The following is a 19,516-nucleotide window of genomic DNA, read 5'->3' on the forward strand; positions in this document are numbered from 1 at the left end:
GGGTGTTGGTTCGTTATGGGTGGCGCGACCTGGGTGCGCGTCCGTTGTTCTTTCCAGCGCTGAGCCTCTTGCTCGGCGCCCTTTGGCCAACCGGAACAGAGAGCTTCGCCGGGGTATTTCTCCTCTGCGCGCTTTGTCTGGGAGGGCTGGGCATGGCGCTCGGTCCGCTGCCTGGAGCGCACCTGGCGGTGCTGGGCGCGCTGGCCCTGACGGGCGCGGGGCTTTCCGGTCTTGAAGCGCGGGTCGACGTGCCGCCCTCTCTGAGGGAGGGCGGCGGCGCGGTGCTCGAGGGAGAGTTGGAGCGCGTGGAGCGCTTCGACGGAGCCGTCCGCCTGCGGCTCGCGGTGGCCCGGGCAGGGTCCATTCCAGACTCCCTGGTCGCGGCCCGCTTTCGTGCCAGCCTTTCCGGGCGGGGTGAAGGTCTGGAATTGCAACCCGGGCAGCGCGTGCGGGTGGAGGCGCGGCTCGCACCGGATGCCCCGCCTTCGAATCCGGGCGAGCGGGACTTCGCGTCGTCGCGGCGGCGGCAGGGCGTGGCCTTCACGGGCGGGTTCGTTCCGGGGCGCGTGCTGGTGCTCTCCCCTGCCCCTTCGTGGCGGCTCGCGCTGGAGGACGTGCGGGGACGGCTGACGACGGCGGTGCACGCGGTGGCGCCTTCACCCGACGCGGCGGCGCTGTTCCTCACGCTGGCCGCCGGACAGCGCGCGGACCTGGACGCGGCCTGGGAGGATGCGTTCTCGCGGGCGGGGCTCGCGCACGTGCTCAGCGTCAGCGGGCTGCATGTGGCGGCGCTCGCGCTGATGACGCTCGCGTTGCTGCGGCGGGGCCTGGTGCGGCTGGGCGGGAGATGGCGGACGCGGGAGGCGCGGCGGTGGGCGGCTCCGGCGGCGGTGCCCTTCGTCTGGGCCTACGTGGTCTTCACGGGCAACCAGGCGCCCGCGGTGCGCTCGGCGGTGATGGCCACGGCGGTGCTGCTGGGCCTGGCGCTGTGGCGGCGCGCGGATGGGCTCAATGGGCTGTCGCTCGCGGCGCTGGTGCTGGTGGCCTGGGCGCCTTCCAGCGTCGTGGACCTGTCACTGCGCCTGTCATTCCTCGCGGTGCTGGGGCTGGTGCTGCTGTCGCCCGCGCTGCGCGAGGCCCTGCCCCTCGCCCCGCCGGATCCCTCCGAACCGCGCCGGCTCAAACGGTGGGCCGCCCAGGCGCGCGAGACGGTGGCGCAGACCCTGTGCGCCAGCGCGGCGGCGACGCTCGTGGGGTTGCCCGTGGTGGCGGCGGCCTTCGGCCGGGTGAGCCTGGCGGGGCTCGTGTCCAACATCGTGGCCCTGCCCCTGTGCGGCGTGCTCACCGGGCTCGCGGCGGGCGGTGCGGCGCTCTTCGTCGGGGTCCCCGTGGTGGCGACCCCGGTGCTGTGGGCGGGGGCCTGGGCATCGGAGCTGCTGCTCATGCTGACGCGGGGCTTCGCGGCCGTGCCCTTCGCGGCGGTAGAGGTGCCTGGCCTGGGACCGTGGCTTGGCGGGGCGTACGCGGTGGGGCTGGGAGGCTGGGCGCTGGGAGTGGGACGCTGGCGTTGGCTGGGCGTGCTCGTTCCGGGCACGGTGCTGGGCGCCTTGCTGCTGCCCGTGCTCGCTCCGGAGCCCGCGCTGCGCATCACCTTCCTTTCGGTGGGCCAGGGAGACGCGGTGGTGCTGCGCTCCCAGGGGCACCATGCGCTGGTGGACGCGGGTGGCGTTCCAGAAGGCGCGGACACCGGGGAGCGTTTCGTCCTGCCCTTCCTCAAGGCGCAGGGCGTGTCACGGCTGGACCTCGCGGTGCTCTCCCATCCGCATCCGGACCATGCGCTCGGGCTGGTGTCGACACTGGGCCAGGTGCCCACCGAACGCCTGTGGCTTTCAGCGGGAAGCACGGACGGCCCGCTGTCCCGGCGCATCGTCGCGGCCGCGAAGGGAGCCCAGGTAGAGGAGGTGCAGGTGGGGCATCCCGCGTTCGTCCTGGGCGAGGCGACCCTGGAGGTGCTGGGGCCGCCCGTGGACCGGGAACTGATGGAGGGCGCGAACGACCGGAGCGTGGTGCTGCGCGTGCGCCATGGTGACGTCACCGTCCTGCTGGCGGGCGACGTGGAGGCGGACGGCGAGGCCGCGCTCGAGGAGGCGCTGGGGCCGGTGACGGTATTGAAGGTGCCACACCATGGCTCGCGCACGTCGTCCACCGCGTCGCTGCTGGAGCGCACGCGGCCGCGTCACGCGGTGTTCTGCGTGGGCCGGCGCAACCGCTACGGCTTTCCCCATCCCGAGGTGGAGGCGCGCTACCGCGCCCTGGGCACCGAGTGCTGGCGCACCGACCAGGACGGCGCCATCACCCTGGAGAGCGACGGTCAGGACGTCCGCCTGGTGTCCTTCCTGCCGCGCGTGAATGCCAGTCCCCTCCCCGTTGCCGGAAGCGAGGAGCGGGCCCAGCTTGAGAGGTGATGATCTCCGATGACCTTGATCTGCGGCAACTCACCGCTGACCTGAAGGCCCGACTTGGACCGGGCGAGCCCGTGGGCTATCTGCGCGGCAAGTCCCTCATGCGCGACCTGCTCCTCGACATGCGGACCAACCGGTTCTCCGAGCTGGAAGCCGAGGAGCTCGTCGACACGCTGGAGTCCCGGGGCTTCGTGCGCTTCCTGGGCGACCCGGCGGAGCGCTCCGTCGCGGACGCACCGTGGGACATCACGCCCCACGCGTAGCGCGTCCTCCTACTGGAAGACGAGCCACGCGAAGCGCGGCAGGGCGTGGAAATCACCAATGAAGAGGGGGGAGAAGGCCTGGCCTTCCACCTGCCTGCGGTCGTGGTGCTCCAACCGGTAGAGGTTGAAGCGCCAGCGCTCGCCCGGCTGGGGCGGGACGTGCGGCACCTCCGCGAGCCGGTTGAACGGGATGGCCATCTCCACCGTCCAGCCCTCGTCGCGGTCGGACGCGTCGTCCAGCGTGCCGCGCACCTTCACCGCCGTCTTCATTCCTGAGTCCCACGACAGGTCCATGCCCTGGCGCCGCGCGGGGAAGTACGCGTCGAAGATGACGTTGTGCGGGGACACCTGCAGCTCGTTGTACGTGCGCCCGTCCGCGTTGGCGTCCAGGAAGACCTCCACGACCTCCTGCTCGTAGATGGAGTCGTCGCGGTTGCGCAGCGTGCCCCAGATGTCCGGGTCCTCCACGTCGAAGGCCACGTACAGGTTCGCGTCGTCGTAGACCATGCGCGCCTGGGTGCGCAGCCGCAAAGGCCGGCCATCGAAGCTGCCCACGAGCGTCACCGGCTTCGCGCCCTTCCACGCCTCGTCGTCCAGCGCGCCGTCAACGACCGGTGCCTTCTTCACGCGCGTGACGGTGTACTCGGGCAGCGCGGGGGGCTCGCCGCCCAGGAGCGGGCCGCGCACGCGGTTGTCGCCCAGTTGCTGGCGCGGATCATCCACCGTGAGCCGCTCGTCGTCGCTCCAGAAGCCCAGCACCACACGGGCGGGAGCGGCCGGCATGGCGACGGTGTGCACGTCCTCCAGCACCTTGCCCACGGGCCAGGTCTCCAGCGGCGCGGCCCCGTCCTGGAACTCGTGATCCGCGTTGGCCAGCATCTGGCCGCTCTCCGGATCCACCACGTGCGCGAAGAAGTGGAACCCTCGCGGCGGCGGGCGCACGGCCTGGAAGTAGTGGGCCATGCGCACCGGCTGCCCCGGCGCGGGCCGCTCCGGCGTCACGCGTGAGCCCAGGTAGACGACGGCGCCGCCCGCGAACGTGGCGCCGCTGCGGAAGGTGAGCCCCTCCGGAGCCGCGTCGAGCGTGCGCAGCGTCATGGGCGCGGGCAGCTTGGGTGCGCGGTGGGCAGGGCCCGCCTGCTCATCCCGGCATGCGCCGGTGGTGAACAGGAAGGACGACAGCAGCGGGACGAGGGCAAGGGAGCGGAGGCGCATCGAAGTCGCGGAGTCTACCCCTCCCCGTCCTCCGGGAAGCGTTCTTCCTCACGTGGGGCAGCGCGCTTCCCATGCATGGGCTACCCGTCCGCAAGGGAGGGCAGCCGAGCCTGCGGCCCCTCGAGGCCCGGTTGGCATGGACGAAAGGGCACCCCACTTTTCGGTCCAACACAGGGAGGGGACCACATGAGCAAGGGATTGTTGGCCGGTGCGGCGGCGGTAGCGGTGTTGGCGGCGGGCTCCGCTCAGGCGGCTTCGACGGAGCTGCGCAGGTCCGCGGACATGCGGGGCCTGACGTTCCTCGTGGGCGGCGGTGTGGAAGGCTACACCAGCGGGCTCCGCGACCAGATTGATCCAGGCCTGGCCTACGGCGTGACCATCGCCATCAAGCCGACGAACGTGCTGGGCCTGGAGTTGGGCTACACGGGCGCCATGAGCGAGTTCAACACCGGCAGCGTGCTGGCGACGAACGCCAACGGGCCGGACATCGTGCGCAACGGCGCGCAGGCTGCGGTGACGCTGGGCCTGTCAGCCACGCCCATCCAGCCGTACATCATGGGCGGCGTGGGCCTGAGCCGCTACAACGTGCGCGCGTTCGCTCCGGGCTTCCAGGACGACACGGTGGGCAACCTGCCGGTGGGTGCGGGCCTGCGCCTGCACCTGGGCAAGTTCACCGCGGACGCGCGCGTGAACTACAACTTCCTGTTCGACCAGGAGTTCGCCCTCACCGTGCCGCCGTCCGACGTGGACCTGGGCGGCGATGAGACGTTCAGCAGCGGCGGCCGCTACATGGGCACCATCAACGTGGGCGCCACCTTCTAAACGGAAGGCCATGGCCCCAGCCGTCCCGGCCTCCGGACATGGGAGGCCGGGGATGGATGGGGCCTGGGGGGCAACCTCGCGAAAACGCGACGTCCGGTGGCAGGCGTGACGCTTGCTGCCGGACGTTCGCATGCGCTTCGAATTCGAGCACCTGGGCACCCCCACCCCGTTCGAGCTGACCGAGGGCCACCACCTGCTGGGCGGCGGCCCCGATGACCATGTCCACCTGGAGGGCCTGCCTCCGGGACTGCTGACGCTGCGCATCGGCTCCGGGCGCCTCATGGTGGAGGCGGTGCGCAGCTTCACCGTGAACGCGGTGCGCGTGCTGCCCGGCGTGTCGCGCCTGGTGGTGCCCGGCGAGGTGCTGGGCCTGCCGGACGGGATGTGCCTGCGCGTGCTCGCCGAGCCGAGCGCCCCACCGCGCGCCGTGGGCACCGTCGCGGTGCTCAAGGGCCTGTTGACGGATGCGGAAGCCCCTCCGTCCCGCGCCGCCACCCTCACCTGCCTTACCGGACTGGACGTGGGCCGCTGTCACGCGCTCGCGGAGGCGTGCACGGACATCGGCCGGGGCGATGCCATGGCCCTGCGGCTGCGCGACCGGGCCGTGTCCCGGATGCACGCGCGGATCCGCCGCGAAGGCACTGGCTTCGTGCTGGAGGACCTGGGGACGCCCAACGGCGTGTTCCTCAATGGCGTGCGGCTGGAGGCCCCAGGGCCGCTGGCGGACGGGGACGTCGTGGAGCTGGGGCGCTCGCTGCTCCGCTTCCAGGCGGCGTTCGATGAGGGTTCTGGAGAGGCCCTGCCCGTGCCCCAGCCGGTGGCCGCCACGGAGGCGCTGGCTGAAACGGAGATGCCGCGGCCTCCGGAAGGGAAGCCACGGCGCCTGGAGGGGTGGATCATCGCTGGGGCCGTCGCGCTGGCCCTGGGAGCCCTGCTCGCCGCGTCCTGGGTGGCGGCGGCAGGCTGACCCGAGTGCCCTACGCCGGCAGCGGCGAGAGGCCCGCGCGTTCCACCAGGAGCCGGGCCAGGTACTGGTGGTGCCGGAAGAAGCTGGTGAAGTGCACGAAGCCCTGGCTGCCCCGGATGGCGTAGACCGTCACCGGCCCGGGGAGGATGTCCACCTTGCGGATGTCCGCGAAGGAGAAGCGCCGGGTGCGCACCATGCCCCGGCAGGTGATGCCCCGGGCGTCCACCTCGATGCGGGTGCGGCCGTAGTAGGCGAGGGCCACCGCGAAGAAGACGACGAAGAAGGCCGCGGACAGGAACGTCTGCAACGGCACTCCGTCGAAGTGGAACAGCCAGGCGAAGACGCCCAGCCAGAGCAAGCCTGCCGCCGCCATCAACGCGGCGAGCACCTTGCGAGGGCGAAAGACCTGGTGCGGCTGCTTCCCCTCCACCGTCCGATCGCGTCCGTCCATGCCCTTTAAAATAGTGGGCCGGACAGCCCCTCCAGAGGTGCCCGTCTGCACACCAGGCAGGCGGTCAGCGCAGGCGCTCGGCCTTCTGGCGGGACTCCTCTTTCAGCTCGGGGCGCACGTCCGCGGCGGTGGAGCGCGCGTAGCGCTCGTAGAGGTCACGGGCCTCCAGGTTGCGGCCCAGCGCGCGGTACGCCTCCGCGAGGCCGTACAGCGGCGAGGCCGACTCCGGCTCCAGCTTCAGCGCGAACTGGTAGTCCGCCGCGGCCTCCGCGTAGCGCCGGAGCCCGATGTTGGCGCTGCCCCGCGCGATGTACGCCACGGTCAGGAGCGGTTCCTGCTGCAGGGCCTGCGTCAGCGTCTGGAGCGCGGGCGCGTAGGCGCGCTGGCTGATGTGCTGGACGCCCTGCTCGTAGGCGCGGCGCGCCTGGGCCCGCGTCGTGTCCGCCACCGGCCCTGAACCGGGCAGCTGCCCCACGGCCTGCGGCGACGCGCCGGCCTCCGCCTGCTTCGTGCGCGCCCGGGTGATGTTGTCCTGCGCGCTCTGGCGGATGGCCGCGTCCTGGGTGAGGCGCGACGCGGCCTCCCACTCGTCGATGGCGCGCGCGTAGTAACCGAGCACCGCCAGCGCGTTGCCCAGCTTGAAGCGGGCCTCCACGTGATCCGGAGCCGCGTGCTCCGCGTCGAGGAAGGCGAAGGCCGCCTCGCGGTAGCGGCGCTCGCGCATCAGCGCGTCCCCGTCGCGGATCCGCGTGGCCGCCAGCACGGCCTGCGACGTGCGCTGGGCCGGAGCCTCCGCGGGGCCGGGCTTCGTGTCGGTGGCAGGGGCCGGCGCGCGCGCGGCCGGAGCAGCGGGCTTCGCCGCCGAAGCCGGGGGCTGAGCACTCGTCCCCTGCGCCCAGGCCGGCACCGCCATCGTGCCGAGCCACACCACCGCCGAGATGCCGAGCTGGAAGCTGCGCGTGCGAACCATGTCCCTCTCCCGTCCTGGCCCCCGGCGGGCCAGGACCACTTCGGCCTGCGTCCTTCCTAGCTGCGGAAGGGGTTCTGCAGGAGCACCGTCTCGCCGCGGTCGGCGCCAACGGAGACGCACACCACGGGCACGCCGCTGACCTCTTCCACGCGGCGCACGTAGCGCTTGGCGGCTTCCGGCAGCTCGTCGAAGGTGCGCACGCCGGCGATCTTCTCATCCCAGCCGGGCAGCGACTCGTAGATGGGCTTCACGCGCGCCAGGTCCTCGTAGTCGCCGGGCAGCTCCGTGACGCGCTGGCCGTCCAGTTCGTACGCGTTGCAGATGCTGAGCGTCTTGATGCCGCTGAGCACGTCCAGCTTGGTGAGCGCCAGGCCCCACAGTCCGTTGACGCGCACCGCGTAGCGCAGCACCACGCCGTCCAGCCAGCCGCAGCGGCGCGGGCGGCCCGTGGTGGCGCCGAACTCGTCGCCCACCTTGCGCAGCCGGTCCCCCAGCTCGTCGCTCAGCTCCGTGGGGAACGGGCCTCCGCCGACGCGCGTGGTGTACGCCTTGCTGATGCCCATCACCTTGTCGATGGCCGTGGGCCCCAGGCCCGAGCCCACCGCGGCGTTACCCGCCACGCAGTTGGAGCTGGTGACGAACGGATAGGTGCCGTGGTCCACGTCCAGCAGCGTGCCCTGCGCGCCCTCGAAGAGGATGCGGGCGCCGCGGCGGACCTGCTCGGAGAGGAAGAGGGACACGTCGTGCACGTAGGGGCGCAGCCGCTCGCCCAGGGCGGAGAACTCCGCCAGGATCTGCGGCGTCTCCAGGCGCGGCACGTCCACGCCCGCCTGGGCGCAGAGGTCCTTCAGCTCCTCCAGCGCGGCGGGGAGGCGCTCGTCGATGCGACGGCGCAGGCGCTCCGGGTGGAGCAGGTCGCGCACGCGGATGCCCCGGCGGGCCACCTTGTCTTCGTACGCCGGACCGATGCCCCGCCCCGTGGTGCCGATGGCGCTGCCGCCACGGGCCTTCTCCCGGAAGCTGTCCAGCAGCTTGTGCCACGGGAAGATGACGTGGGCGTTGTCGGAGATGAGCAGCTGCGCGTCATCCTTGAGGAAGCCGCGCGGCTTGAGCGCGTCGATCTCCCCGACGAGGACGGCGGGATCCACCACCACTCCGTTGCCAATGACACACGTCTTGCCCGGGTGAAGGATGCCGGACGGAATCAGGTGCAGGACGGTCTTCTGTCCCCCCACCACGAGCGTGTGGCCCGCGTTGTTGCCGCCCTGGAAACGGACGACCACCTGGGCGTGCTCGGTGAGAAGGTCAACGACCTTGCCCTTCCCCTCATCTCCCCACTGCGCTCCGATGACGACGACATTCGGCATGGTGCCCGCCGCTTAGCACGCGGGAGGGGCCGGGTGACAGTGTTCCGCGAAGCCGCAGTGAAGGGCCTGGCAGGCTGCCTTGTCCCACCCCGGCCATGATCCTGAACATTCGGCCTGGACCAGGGCCCGGACGCCCTCGGCCAACCGGCGCACGGCCCCGGCGTCAGCGGATCCGGCCGGGAGGAATTCCGGTTCCGGGGACGCGTCCCCCAGGAAGGCCACGCCCACCCGCACCGGCACCCCTTCGCGAACCATGCGCGAAGACGCCAGGGACAGGGCCGTCAGCTCATGGACACACGCGGCAGGGCCCCGGGGGGGACGGGCGCCCGGGCGCAGGAGCACCGCCACGGCCTCGCCGTCCGGCGATTCCCAGAGCAGGTCCACCGCCCCTTCCACGCTGGCGCCGTCGTCCAGGTCCAGCACGAAGTCCAGGCCCCGGTGGATGGAGGATGCGGGCGCCGCCGCGAGCTGGCGGGCGAAGACCGTGCCCAGGAAACGCTCCGCGGTGTCGAGCACGCCGCCCAGGTCGTCCTCCTCCGGATCCCGGCCCGCGCTCCGCAGCAGGTTCTCCAGGTGCGCGCGCCGCTCGGAGGCCTCCGCGTCCGGGCCCGCGAGCGACAGGTCCACCTCCCGCAACAACCGCGTCACTAGCTGGTCCGGCCGCTCCACGGGCAGCCAGCCCTCGGACTCAACGAAGAGGGGCGCGGCCCGCGCGGGGGCCTCCCAGGGTTCGGATCCGACGGCGAGCCCCAGCCGGTGGAGCTGGTGGTAGCGGCGCGGACACGAGAGGAAGTCCTGGACCGCGCGCACGGAGGCGACCGCCCGGGCGTCGGTGAAGCGCTCTTCAGACGCTTCATCGAGGGACAGCCGCTCCAGGGCGGACTCGATGCGGATCCGTGCCTGTTCCCGCTGCGCCTCCGTGGGCGGCTCCGGATCCGCGGGCGGAGGCAGCTGCTCCACGTCCACGTCGTTGGCCAGTGCACGCAGGTCCGGATCCACGTCCAACCGGCGGTCCACGCGGTGCCACCACGTGTCGGTGCCCGCGCGCTTCTCCTCCCCGCCCGACAGCACCAGCAGGTCCTTGGCGCGCGTGAGGGCCACGTAGAGCAGGCGCAGGTATTCGGCGTCCTCGCGGGCCTTCAGCTCGGCGCGCACGGACTCGAAGCGTTCGGAGGTGAAGGTGTCCAGCGAGTCCGGCATCCAGGGCCGCAGGGCCAGGCCGAAGGACCGCTCGAAGTACGCGCGGGCGGACGTGGTGCGGCGGCGTCCGCCCATCCCGGGCACCACGACCACCGGCCACTCCAGGCCCTTGGCGCGGTGGATGGTGAGCAGTTGCACGGCGCGAGGGTCGCCCTCGTCCAACAGGTCCGCCTGCGCCTCGTTGGGGTCGGAGTCCGCCAGCTGGCGCAGCTCTCGCGCGAAGGCCACGCAGCCTCCCGTGCCGCGTTCGTCCCGCCGCGCCGCCAGTGACAGGAGCTTCTCCACGTTGGCGCTCGCCTGCTCCGCGTAGGGCGAGCCCGCCAGCGCTTCGCGGTACCCCGTCGCCTCCAGCGCGGCTTGCAGCAGGGCATGCACGCCCAGCCGGTCGCGCTCCTTGCGCAGCACGGGGATGAGCTCAAGGAAGCGCGCCAGCCGCGACTGCTCACGCGCGGACATGGCGGCGCGGACCTCCGGGTCCTCCAGCCGGGGCGAACCGAGCGACAGCGGCAGGTCCCCCGCCAGCCGGAACAGCGACGCGTCCGACAAGCCCACCAGTGGCGAGCGCAACACCGCCGCGAACGCCAGCGCGTCGTCCGCGTCCGCGAGCAGCGCCAGCAACGAGGCGAGGTCGCGGACCTCCTGCGCTCCGTAGAAGCCCCGGCCGCGCAGCACCCGGTGCGGCACGCCGTGGCGGATCAACGCCTGCCGGTACTCCTCCAGGTGCGTGAAGGTCCGGAAGAGCATGGCCACGTCGCCGCCGCGCGCGGGACGCAGGCCCTTCTTGTCCTCCGCCATCACCGTCGGCGGAGCATCCGGCGCGAGCATCACCCGCAGCCTGCGGGCCACCGCGTCCGCTTCGTACTCGCGAAGCTCCGGCGCCGTGTCGGCCTCCGGCAACGTGAGCCGCTCCACCACGGGTCCCTCGGCCAGCTCCGGGCGCGTGGGGGACAGGTCGTCCGTCTCGGGCTCGTAGACGACCTCGAAGGGCCGGGGCGTCTCCTCCTTCGCCACGAGCAGTCCGGCGAACGCGCGGTTGAAGAAGGACAGGACGCCCGGCAGCGAGCGGTAGTTGTTCTGGAGGAAGCCGCGCATGCCGCCCTCGGCTTCGATCTTGTCCGCCAGGACCTTGAAGACGGACACGTCCGCGCCGCGGAACTCGTAGATGGACTGCTTGCGGTCACCCACCGCGCACAGGAACGCGGGCTCCAGCGGCAGCGAGGCCACGAGGTCCGCGTCCGGCGCCAGCTCGCGCGGGCCCCCTTCGCGCTGCTCCGACAACAGCAGCACCAGCTCCAATTGCAGCCGGTTGGTGTCCTGGAACTCGTCCACCAGCAGCGCGCCCTGCCGCTCCTGCACCTGCTGCCGGAACTCCGGATGGTCGCGCAGGAGGTCGCGCGCCTTCACCAGCAGCGAGGTGAAGTCGAACACGTTGCGCCGGGCCAGCTCCGCGTCGTGCCGCGTCTCCACCTGACCCAGCAGGTCGCGGAAGGTCGCCTCGAACGGGGCCGTGCGCCACGCGGCATAGGCATCCTCCAGCCGCCGCACGGAGCCGTCGCTCTTGCCCTTCACCTTCCAGAGCAGTTCCTTCAAGCACGCGCCCGCGCCCTTGCGCAGGTTGACGAGGTTGCGCGGCTCCGACAGCAACACGGACCGGAGCAGCGGGAAGTGGCCCGGCTGCATGAACGTGTCCGGCGTCATCCCCTTCAACGCGGGCTCGCACGCGTTCAGGAGGCCGCTCCACTCGCCCTTCGTGTCCTGCGCTCGCGCCTCCAGGCACAGGCGGCGGCAATCCTCGATGAGCGCTTCGAGCTGTGCCTTGTCCGCGACGCCGTCACCCACGCGCGCCGTGGCGGCCTTGAGGCCCTCCTCGCGCAGCGTGCCGTAGACGTCCATCAGCGCGGCCACGAGCCCGTCGGAGAACCCGGAGCCGGAGAAGCCCAGCTCCGCGCACAGCTCGCGCACGCGCGCGTCGCCGCCCTCCAGCGCGTCCAGGACCACGCGCTCGGTGACGTCCTCCAGCAGGCCCGCGGCCTCCAGTTCGTCCAGCACCTCGAAGGCGGGATCGATGCCCACCGCGGGCGGTGCGCGGCGCAGCAGCTGACCGCAGAGCGAGTGGAACGTGCCCACCGTCGCGGCGCCCAGCTCTTCACGCACCTTGCGCCACGCGTCCTGCGTGGGGAACGGACGGTCCAGCCTCGCGAGTGACGCGCGCAGGTCCTTCTCCGCGTCCTGCGGCACGTCCCCCTGGGCCAGCGCGTCCAGCCGCTCACGGACGCGCTTGCGCATCTCCGCGGCGGCCTTGTCCGTGAACGTGAGCATGCACAGCCGGGAGGGACGCAGCGGCTCTGCCTGCCGCGCTCCCGCGAACAGGTGCAGCGTCATCGTCACCAGGCTGTACGTCTTGCCCGCGCCGGCACCCGCCATCAGGGCCAGGTTCTTCTCCAGCGCGAGCATGTGGGGCGCGGTGTCGCTCATCCGCTCCCCTCGTCCGAGATGCGGCGCTCGGTGATGCGGCACACCGCGCGGTAGCCGCACTTGCCGCAGTCATTGGGCCGCGCCGGGAAGTCTCCCTTGCGCAAGCGGCGCACCAGGTCCTCCACCGCGTTGGGCAGGTTGAGCCCGGCGGCGTCCGCCACGCGCTGGCGCACCTCCGGATCCGTGGACAGCAGGTCCTCCAGCTCCGCGGGCGGCAGCACGGCGGACAGGTGGATGGCGTCGCCGGTGCGCAGCGAGAACCACGCCGCGTTCTTCGCGCCCACGTGGCCCGCCACGCGCGCGGCGTAGAGGTACAGCGGGAGCTGGAAGTCCGAGCGCAGCAGGTTCTCCTTCAGCGTGCGCTTGTCCAGGCGGCCCGTCTTGTAGTCGATGACGCCCACTTCCCCGGAGGCCGTGTCCAGCCGGTCGATCTGCCCCTCGAAGACGATGGCGTCCTCCGCCACCATCAGCTTCACGTCGCTCCAGCGCTTGTCGTCGGCCGCGGGGCCGAAGCGCAGCTCGAAGCCTTCGGGCACCATCGGATCAAAGGGCAGGCCGCGCCGCGGATCCGCGAGGATGCGCCGGGCCATCGCGTGGGCCTTCTCTCCCGCGAGCTTCCACAGCTCGTGGTGGCCCACGTGGTTGAGCTCCGCGAAGTGCCGGCTGGCCTTCTTGACCGCCTTCTCCAGCACGTCGTCGGGGATGTCCTCCGGCGCCTGGCCCAGGAGCTTCTTCTCCTTCAGCGCCTGGAACACCTCCTCCATCACGCGGTGCCAGAAGGTGCCGCGGCCCCGGGCGTCGAACTCCTCGCTGGCCACCACGGGCTCGGCCACCTTCAGGCCGTACGCGATGAAGCCCTGGAAGCCGCAGTTGCCGAACTTCGACAGGGCGCTCGCGGACAGCGGGCGCTCCAGGCCGAAGTGGAACGTCTCGCGCAGCTTCTGCTCCAGCGCCGGGCCCTGCACGCCGCCGGTGAACTCGCCGGGCAGTTCGTCCTCGCGGCCGAAGAAGCGCAGGCGCGCGGCCTCCATGTGGGCCAGCTCGCGCGCGGTGCGGAACCAGTCGTCCGTGCCGAAGCGGTCCTTGAGCAGCTGCCCCGCGGGGTCGGGCTCCGTGACGCGCAGGTTCGGGAACGACAGGCCCGCCAGTGCCTCCAGCGCCACGGTGCGCCGCAGCTCCGGCAGCGTGAGCACCTCGTCCAGCGGCAACACCGGCGGCAGCGTGCGCGTGGCCCACTTGTGGCCGGTGAGCCTGCGCACCTCCTCCAGGAACGCGGACGGCACCTGCTCCTGTCCACCCGCGGCCTTCACCGCGAACGACAGGCTCAGCGTGCCCTCCGCCGCCGCGAGCGCGCTGGCGAAGAGCAGCCGGTCCTCCGTGAGGCGCCAGGGTGCGCGGTCGTCGAACTCGCCTCCGGTGAGGCGGAACACGTCGCGGGTCAGGTGCTGGTTGAGCGCCACCCGCTCCGCGTCCCCCAGCAGCGGCGACGGTGGATCGCGCCCGGGCAGGCGGCCCTCCGTGAGCCCGGCGACGAAGAGGTGACGGAAGGTGCGGCCCGGCACCTCCGCCAGGTCCAGCACCTCCACCGCGCCCGTGGACGGGCCTCGCGCGGGCAGGTGCACGTCGCGCAGCGCGTCCGTCAGCCAGCGGCCCAGCACGCGCCGGGTGATGCGGGGACCTCCGCCCACGGCCTGGAGCGAGCGCAGCAGCGCCTCCATCCGCTGGCGGAACGCCGCGAGCGCCGCGTCGTCCCGGGCCCTCGCGTCCTCGATGCGCGCGCCCAGCGCCCCGGCCTCGTGGGACTCCCTGGGCCCCGCCGAGTCCAGCAGGCCCAGCCGCTCCACCACCTTCCACCACGCGGCGACCGATTCCGCGGCCGGGGCCTCCTGCGGGATGTGGCGGCATTCGTCGATGAGCCGCATCACGCGGTCGCGCAGGGCGCGCACGGCCATCACCTTGACCGCGTCCTCCTTGCGCCTGCCGCCCTGCGCGGCCATCCGGCGCGCGAGCCCGTCCAGGCGCACGTCGTAGGCGCCCTTGCCTCGCGTCGCGCCCAGGCGGTCGTCGCGCGCGGCGGCGAGCGCGAAGAGGGTCGCGGGCGCATCCGGTCCTCCGCGCGACAGCGAGGGCACGTAGCGGCTGGAGACGAGCTCCGCCACGCGCTCCGCCGGGAAGCCGTCCTCCGTCAGCACCGGCAGCTCCAGCGCCAGGCGCACCGGCCCCGCGAGCGCCAGCGGCTCACCCCAGGGCAGGCGCGCCGGCACGCCCAGGTCCCCCAGCGCCTCCGCGAGCCAGCCCGCCTCCGGGCCCAGGTCGCGGTACGCGATGGCGATGTCGCCCGGCGCGCTGCCCGCGTCGATGAGGCGGCGCACGTCGCGGGCCACCACGCGGGCCTCCTCGCGCGCGGACGTCGCGTTCCACACGGACAGCCCGTCCACCGCGTCCTTCAGCACGTCGCGCGCGGCGCGGGGCGAGAACAGGTGCCGGCCCAGGTCCGTGAAGGGACGGCCCTCGAAGGTGACGTCCGCCTTGAAGAGGTCCACGTGGGGCATGGTTTCGCCCCGGTTCTCGAAGGCGCGGAACAGCGCCGCGAGCGCCGCGTCCGCCACGGGCGAGCCACCCACCGGCGTCTCCACGCGCAGCGACACGCGCCGGGCCTCGCACGCCGCAGCCAGGCCCATCAGCAGCTCCAGCTTCGACGGGCGCACGTCGTAGACGCCGTGGAGCACCAGCCCCGTCACGCCGTCCCAGCCCGTGGGCCACGCGCCACGGTCCAGCGCCTCGCGCGCGCCCCGGAGCACGTCCTCCCGGTCCGCGAGCCCCAGCTCCGCGAGCCGCTGTTCGTACAGGTGATAGAGCCGCGCCAGGACCCTCGCGCGGGTGCGGCGCTCCGGCGGCAGCACCTCCGCGGCGTCCTGGAGCTCGCGCGGGGAGAGCCGGCCCGCCTTCAGGTCCAGCAGCACGTCCGCCGCGGCGCGCGCGAAGGCAGGCTCGCGCACGTAGTCGCCAAACGGCGTGGTGCCCAGCGTGCCGCCCAGGCCGGACACCACGGCCCGCGCCGTCATCGCGGGACAGGGCCGACGGTTGAGCTCGCGCGCCCCACCCAGCGCGTGGACGAAGTCGTCCCACGTGAGCAGGTGGGTCCCCACGGCGATGCCCCGCGCACGCCGCTCCGCCCGCAGGGCAGCCTGGCGGCGCGCGGCATCAGGGAAGACGTGGAGTGTGCGGCCAGGGCGGGGCATGCGGGGCGAGGACTCTAGAACGGCCAGGGGCGCCGTTTTCATGCTCCTTTCAGCGCATTCCCACACCCTGGCCCGTTGTCCGCCCGCCTGCTGCCCTCGGAACCCGGGAAGTCCGAGGGCGCGCGCCTTCTACCCGACCCGGGACAGCGACGTTCAACCCGGAGGCGCTTACGGCTCCGGACCCGAAGCCGGGCGTGCCGGCCCCACGTCACGGATTGCGGCAAAAGCGTGGAGCGCCCTTATGCTCTGCCGCCCCATGCCTGCCTCCTACCGGACCTTCGTCACCTTCTGCCTGCTCCTGCTGGCGCCGCTGTCCCCTGCCCTCGCGCAGGACGCCTCCGACGCGCCGCGCGCGCTGCGCTTCAACTGGACCCGGGACGGCATCATCACCGGCACGGCGGGCGTGCTGTGGATCTCCAGCGAGACGGTGTTCAAGGACAACCTGGCCCCTGCGCAGTGCCGCTGGTGCGACCGCGCTCCGGATGGCACCGACCGGCTCAACCGCCTGGACCGCTGGGGCCGCGGCATCGCGGGCAACACCGAAGCGTCGCGCAAGCGCGCGGACACCTGGAGCAACATCGTGGGCTTCGCGGGCCTGCCGCTGGCGCTGATGGGCACCCAGTACGCCGTGGGGCACAGCAGCGGCGCCCCCACGGAGTTCTTCGCACAGGACGCCACCATCATGGTGCAGAGCGCCGTCCTCGCCTCCGTCGCCAACCAGGCGGTGAAGTTCGCCGTGGGCCGCGAGCGCCCCTTCGTCCATGTCCTGCCGGACGCGGACAAGGGCCTCACCGCGCACCCCACCGACAACAACCTGTCCTTCTACAGCGGCCACACCAACCTGGCCTTCTCCCTGGCCGTGTCCGCCGGCACCGTGGCCTCGATGCGCGGCTACAAGCACCAGGCCATCGTCTGGGGCGTGGGCCTGCCGCTCGCCGCGTCCGTGGGCCTGCTGCGCATGGGCGCGGACAAGCACTACCTCTCCGACGTGCTCACCGGCGCCCTGCTGGGCACCGCGTTCGGCGTCGCCGTGCCCCTGCTCCTGCACGGCCGCGTGGACGACACGCCCTCCCCCACCACGCGAGCGTCCACGGTGTCGGTCAACCCGATGCTCGGGACGCAGATGGTGGGCCTGTCGGGCGCCTTCTAGGCACGCCCGCCGCCGGGCGCGCACCAGACGACACTTCAGCGCCGCGCTGGGATTGTTCACGGCGTCGCTTTGTCACAAGGGGTTCCTGGGCATGGGGACCCGCGAGTCCCTACGCTTCTCCGCAGACGAGGCCGCGTTAGCGCCAGAGGCCTCCGCCGCTCATGCCCACTTCGCGCCAGCCTTCCGCGTCACCGCCCGCGAACCGCGTCGACGCCATCGTCGTGGGGACGTCCGCGGGCGGAGTGGACGCGCTGTCGCACCTCCTGCCCACCCTGCCCCGCGACTTCCGGCCCGCGCTGCTCGTCGTCGTTCACATCCCGCGCGACCGGCCCAGCCTGCTGGTGGACGTGTTCTCCCCCCGATGCGCACTGTCCGTGCATGAAGCGGCGGACAAGCAGCCCATCCAGCCCGGGACGCTCTACTTCGCGCCCCCGGACTCCCACCTGCTCGTGGTGGACCGGGATGCGCACGGCCCCTCGCTCGCCCTGTCCGCGGACGCCCCCGTGCACTTCTCCCGGCCCTCCATCGACGTGCTCTTCGAGTCCGCGGCGGCCGTCTACGGCGCGCGCCTGGGCGGCGTCCTCCTGACGGGCGCCAACGCGGACGGGGCCCTGGGGCTCCAGGCGGTGCGACGGCGGGGCGGCGTCACGCTGGTGCAGACACCCGCTTCCGCGAAGGCGTCCACCATGCCCCGGGCGGCGCTCGCGGCGGGGCCCGTGGACTTCGTGCTTCCTCTTGAACAGATGCCCGCCGTCCTGCGGGCGTGGGGAGAAGGCGGTGCTATCTGACCTGTCTGTTCTCAGCAAGGAGCCCCAGTCCGTGGCCCTCCGGGTGAAGTGCCTGCTCGTCGATGACCTGGAGGAGAACCTCCTGGCGCTGTCCGCCGTGCTGCGGCGCGACGACGTGGAGGTGCACTGTGCCCACTCCGGCGCGGAGGCCCTGGAGTTGCTGTTGCAACACGAGTTCGCGCTCGCGCTCGTGGACGTGCAGATGCCGGAGATGGACGGCTTCGAACTGGCGGAGCTGATGCGCGGCTCCGAGCGCACCCGCGACGTGCCCATCATGTTCGTCACCGCGGGCACGGGTGACCCCCGGCACACCTTCAAGGGCTACGAGGCGGGCGCGGTGGACTTCCTCTACAAGCCGGTGGAGGCGCGCGCGCTGCGCAGCAAGGCGGAGGTCTTCTTCCAGATGCACCGCCAGAAGCAGCAGCTGGCGCAGCATCTGGACACGCTCGCGGAGACCCTGCGCCTCAACGAGATGTTCACCGCGGTGCTGGGCCACGACCTGAGAAACCCCCTCTCCGCCATCCTCACCGCGGCGGAGCTGCTCCAGCGCCGCTCGGACGACGAGGCCGTGAAGAGGACGGCCCTGCGGATGACGGCCGCCGGCAAGCGCATGGGCCGGATGATTGAGGACGTGCTGGACCTGGCGCGCGCGCGGCTGGCGGGTGGCATCCCGCTGCGCCGGGGAGAGACGGACTTCGGGCAGCTGCTCCAGCGCATGGTGCAGGAGCACCAGGCGGCGTGGCCGCGCCACCGCATCGAGGTGCAGCAGGACGGCGACCTCGTGGGGGACTGGGACGCGGACCGGCTGGCGCAGGTGGCCTCCAACCTCATCGGCAACGCGCTCCAGCACGGCGCCGACTCGGAGCCGGTGCGCATCCGCGTGGACGGCACGCACGACGACGCCCTGCGCTTCACCATCACCAACGTGGGCGTCATCCCGCCCCACCTCCTGCCCTTCCTCTTCGACCCGTTCCGCGGCGGCAATCAGCGCCGGGGCCGGGGCGAGGGTCTGGGCCTGGGGCTCTACATCGTCCAGCAGATCATCCACGCGCATCAGGGCGGCGTGGAGGTGCTCTCCGGAAGTGGGCCCTACACGGAGTTCCGCGTGGAGCTGCCGCGCAAGGGCGTGGAGGTCGTCAAGCTGTAGCGCCGTTGTCCGCGGGCACGCTGCCCGGCGGCCCGTCCGGCTCCAGCGGCGGCAGCGTGTGCAGCCCCCAGCGCTGTCCCGCCTGCCACGCGGGGACACCGGATACGCCCCAGCCGGCGCGCTGGGCCTCGCGACCCTCGAACTCCAGCCAGAAGACAGCCGTGTCCGGCCGGGCCGCCTGGTCCAGGCACGCCACGCGCGACAGCGTGCGCCCGTGCGACTCCAGCGCCACGGCGAAGGGCTTGTGCGAGTGGCCGCAGAGCACCCACTTCGGGTGCACCGTGTCCACCAGCTTGCGAGTCACCGGGTTGCCAATCCACGGCGAGGGCAGCGGCCGCGTGGGGGCCAGCCGCTCCTCGCGGGCCCGCTGCACGATGCCCCGGGGCCACTCGTGCACCAGCAGCAGGTCCACGTCGCGCAGGGCGGACACCTGATCCACCTCCTGCGCGCGGAAGTAGCCCGCCTGCTTCGCGGTGTCCAACGACGTGGGCCGCTTCAGCGGCTGGCCGATGAAGCGCGGCGCGTGGATGCCGGACAGGTACGCCACGCGCAAGCCACCCAGGGTGCGCAGGCCCGCGCGGCCCAGGTAGTGGACGTCCGGGGCCAGCTCCCCGCCTTCGGGCAGGTCGTGCAGCGCCACGAAGTCCTCGTTGTTGCCGCCAATGAAGTACAGCGGCCGCTTCAGCTTGCGGATGCCGTCCGCGTACTCGGCGAACTCCGCGGGCATGGAGCGCTTGGCGGCCTTGCGCCGGTGGTCGTCCGCGTGGCGGAAGGCCTCCACGTCGCCCACCGCCACCACGAAGTCCACCCGCCGGCCGCGCGCCTGCTCCAGCGCGTCCAGCCACGCCTCCACCCGGTGGAAGCGGCCATGGATGTCACCCAGCGCGGCGACAAGGAGGGAGTCCTGCGGCATGCCCTTTACTCAAAGCCTCCCGCCCCGCCCTGTCGAGTCGTCCCCCCTCGCCACTTTCCGGTGACGGACGAATGGCCGCCCGGG

Annotated in this window: 14 protein-coding genes; 7 read left to right on the plus strand and 7 right to left on the minus strand. The window is 72.5% G+C overall.

The features are described from left to right. Positions 1–152: 152 nt before the first annotated feature. Together D7W81_RS06145 and D7W81_RS06150 are read left to right on the plus strand one after the other, a co-directional pair. Entirely contained in the window at positions 153–2,465 is a 2,313-nt protein-coding gene (locus D7W81_RS06145; RefSeq protein WP_158621464.1) for a DNA internalization-related competence protein ComEC/Rec2, read from the plus strand. Then, positions 2,465–2,725, plus strand: coding sequence for a hypothetical protein (locus D7W81_RS06150; RefSeq protein WP_120554383.1), 261 nt, complete (start codon positions 2,465–2,467; stop codon positions 2,723–2,725). Before D7W81_RS06145 ends, D7W81_RS06150 begins: the two co-directional genes overlap by 1 nt. A 9-nt stretch (positions 2,726–2,734) precedes the next feature. On the opposite strand, the gene D7W81_RS06155 is transcribed toward D7W81_RS06150, so the two are convergent. Next, complete coding sequence (locus D7W81_RS06155; RefSeq protein ID WP_120554384.1) at positions 2,735–3,940, minus strand: carbohydrate-binding family 9-like protein; 1,206 nt, start codon at positions 3,938–3,940, stop codon at positions 2,735–2,737. Between the two features lie 186 nt (positions 3,941–4,126). Between D7W81_RS06155 and D7W81_RS06160 the strand changes: the two genes are divergently transcribed. Both D7W81_RS06160 and D7W81_RS06165 read left to right on the plus strand, forming a co-directional pair. After that, on the plus strand, positions 4,127–4,762 hold the full coding sequence (locus tag D7W81_RS06160) for an outer membrane beta-barrel protein (protein WP_120554385.1): 636 nt from the start codon (positions 4,127–4,129) through the stop codon (positions 4,760–4,762). 130 nt (positions 4,763–4,892) lie between these two features. Further along, on the plus strand, positions 4,893–5,729 hold the full coding sequence (locus D7W81_RS06165) for an FHA domain-containing protein (RefSeq protein WP_120554386.1): 837 nt from the start codon (positions 4,893–4,895) through the stop codon (positions 5,727–5,729). A 10-nt stretch (positions 5,730–5,739) separates the two neighbouring features. Here the strand turns inward: D7W81_RS06165 and D7W81_RS06170 are convergent, their stop codons facing one another. The 5 genes from D7W81_RS06170 to D7W81_RS06190 all read right to left on the minus strand — a co-directional run bounded on the left by D7W81_RS06170 (position 5,740) and on the right by D7W81_RS06190 (position 15,434). Beyond that, positions 5,740–6,180, minus strand: a complete 441-nt coding sequence (locus D7W81_RS06170) for a PH domain-containing protein (RefSeq protein WP_120554387.1) — start codon at positions 6,178–6,180, stop codon at positions 5,740–5,742. 64 nt (positions 6,181–6,244) lie between these two features. Beyond that, a complete protein-coding gene (locus D7W81_RS06175; RefSeq protein WP_120554388.1) occupies positions 6,245–7,150 on the minus strand; it encodes a tetratricopeptide repeat protein in 906 nt (301 codons plus the stop codon). Positions 7,151–7,206: 56 nt separating this feature from the next. After that, positions 7,207–8,517, minus strand: coding sequence for an adenylosuccinate synthase (locus D7W81_RS06180; protein WP_120554389.1), 1,311 nt, complete (start codon positions 8,515–8,517; stop codon positions 7,207–7,209). 12 nt (positions 8,518–8,529) lie between these two features. Beyond that, positions 8,530–12,192: a UvrD-helicase domain-containing protein gene (locus D7W81_RS06185; RefSeq protein ID WP_120554390.1), complete on the minus strand. Its 3,663-nt coding sequence runs from the start codon at positions 12,190–12,192 to the stop codon at positions 8,530–8,532. Beyond that, positions 12,189–15,434 (minus strand): PD-(D/E)XK nuclease family protein, encoded by a 3,246-nt coding sequence (locus D7W81_RS06190; RefSeq protein WP_120554391.1) that lies wholly within the window; start codon positions 15,432–15,434, stop codon positions 12,189–12,191. Before D7W81_RS06190 ends, D7W81_RS06185 begins: the two co-directional genes overlap by 4 nt. A gap of 256 nt (positions 15,435–15,690) precedes the next feature. Here D7W81_RS06190 and D7W81_RS06195 point away from each other — a divergent pair, with 256 nt between their 5' ends. From D7W81_RS06195 to D7W81_RS06210, 3 genes are all read left to right on the plus strand, one after another. Then, positions 15,691–16,584 (plus strand): phosphatase PAP2 family protein, encoded by an 894-nt coding sequence (locus D7W81_RS06195; protein ID WP_120554413.1) that lies wholly within the window; start codon positions 15,691–15,693, stop codon positions 16,582–16,584. A 161-nt stretch (positions 16,585–16,745) separates the two neighbouring features. Continuing rightward, positions 16,746–17,372, plus strand: coding sequence for a chemotaxis protein CheB (locus D7W81_RS06205; protein ID WP_120554392.1), 627 nt, complete (start codon positions 16,746–16,748; stop codon positions 17,370–17,372). A 31-nt stretch (positions 17,373–17,403) separates the two neighbouring features. After that, the gene (locus tag D7W81_RS06210) at positions 17,404–18,519 is read left to right on the plus strand and encodes a hybrid sensor histidine kinase/response regulator (RefSeq protein ID WP_208721189.1); all 1,116 of its coding nucleotides are present in this window, start codon (positions 17,404–17,406) and stop codon (positions 18,517–18,519) included. On the opposite strand, the gene D7W81_RS06215 is transcribed toward D7W81_RS06210, so the two are convergent. Then, positions 18,509–19,432, minus strand: a complete 924-nt coding sequence (locus D7W81_RS06215; protein WP_120554393.1) for a metallophosphoesterase — start codon at positions 19,430–19,432, stop codon at positions 18,509–18,511. The genes D7W81_RS06210 and D7W81_RS06215 overlap by 11 nt on opposite strands. Positions 19,433–19,516 lie beyond the last annotated feature (84 nt).

It is taken from the genome of Corallococcus aberystwythensis (assembly GCF_003612165.1).
Taxonomy (GTDB): Bacteria; Myxococcota; Myxococcia; order Myxococcales; family Myxococcaceae; genus Corallococcus; species Corallococcus aberystwythensis.

What these genes read in the sequence shown, in the direction of transcription:
- D7W81_RS06165 (WP_120554386.1), top strand. Translation starts at nt 4,893, where the DNA reads ATGCGCTTCGAATTCGAGCACCTGGGCACCCCCACCCCGTTCGAGCTG.
- D7W81_RS06160 (WP_120554385.1), top strand. Translation starts at nt 4,127, where the DNA reads ATGAGCAAGGGATTGTTGGCCGGTGCGGCGGCGGTAGCGGTGTTGGCG.
- D7W81_RS06205 (WP_120554392.1), top strand. Translation starts at nt 16,746, where the DNA reads ATGCCCACTTCGCGCCAGCCTTCCGCGTCACCGCCCGCGAACCGCGTC.
- D7W81_RS06145 (WP_158621464.1), top strand. Translation starts at nt 153, where the DNA reads ATGGCGCTCGGTCCGCTGCCTGGAGCGCACCTGGCGGTGCTGGGCGCG.
- D7W81_RS06155 (WP_120554384.1), bottom strand. Translation starts at nt 3,940, where the DNA reads ATGCGCCTCCGCTCCCTTGCCCTCGTCCCGCTGCTGTCGTCCTTCCTG.
- D7W81_RS06215 (WP_120554393.1), bottom strand. Translation starts at nt 19,432, where the DNA reads ATGCCGCAGGACTCCCTCCTTGTCGCCGCGCTGGGTGACATCCATGGC.
- D7W81_RS06175 (WP_120554388.1), bottom strand. Translation starts at nt 7,150, where the DNA reads ATGGTTCGCACGCGCAGCTTCCAGCTCGGCATCTCGGCGGTGGTGTGG.
- D7W81_RS06180 (WP_120554389.1), bottom strand. Translation starts at nt 8,517, where the DNA reads ATGCCGAATGTCGTCGTCATCGGAGCGCAGTGGGGAGATGAGGGGAAG.
- D7W81_RS06150 (WP_120554383.1), top strand. Translation starts at nt 2,465, where the DNA reads ATGATCTCCGATGACCTTGATCTGCGGCAACTCACCGCTGACCTGAAG.
- D7W81_RS06185 (WP_120554390.1), bottom strand. Translation starts at nt 12,192, where the DNA reads ATGAGCGACACCGCGCCCCACATGCTCGCGCTGGAGAAGAACCTGGCC.
- D7W81_RS06195 (WP_120554413.1), top strand. Translation starts at nt 15,691, where the DNA reads ATGCCTGCCTCCTACCGGACCTTCGTCACCTTCTGCCTGCTCCTGCTG.
- D7W81_RS06190 (WP_120554391.1), bottom strand. Translation starts at nt 15,434, where the DNA reads ATGCCCCGCCCTGGCCGCACACTCCACGTCTTCCCTGATGCCGCGCGC.
- D7W81_RS06170 (WP_120554387.1), bottom strand. Translation starts at nt 6,180, where the DNA reads ATGGACGGACGCGATCGGACGGTGGAGGGGAAGCAGCCGCACCAGGTC.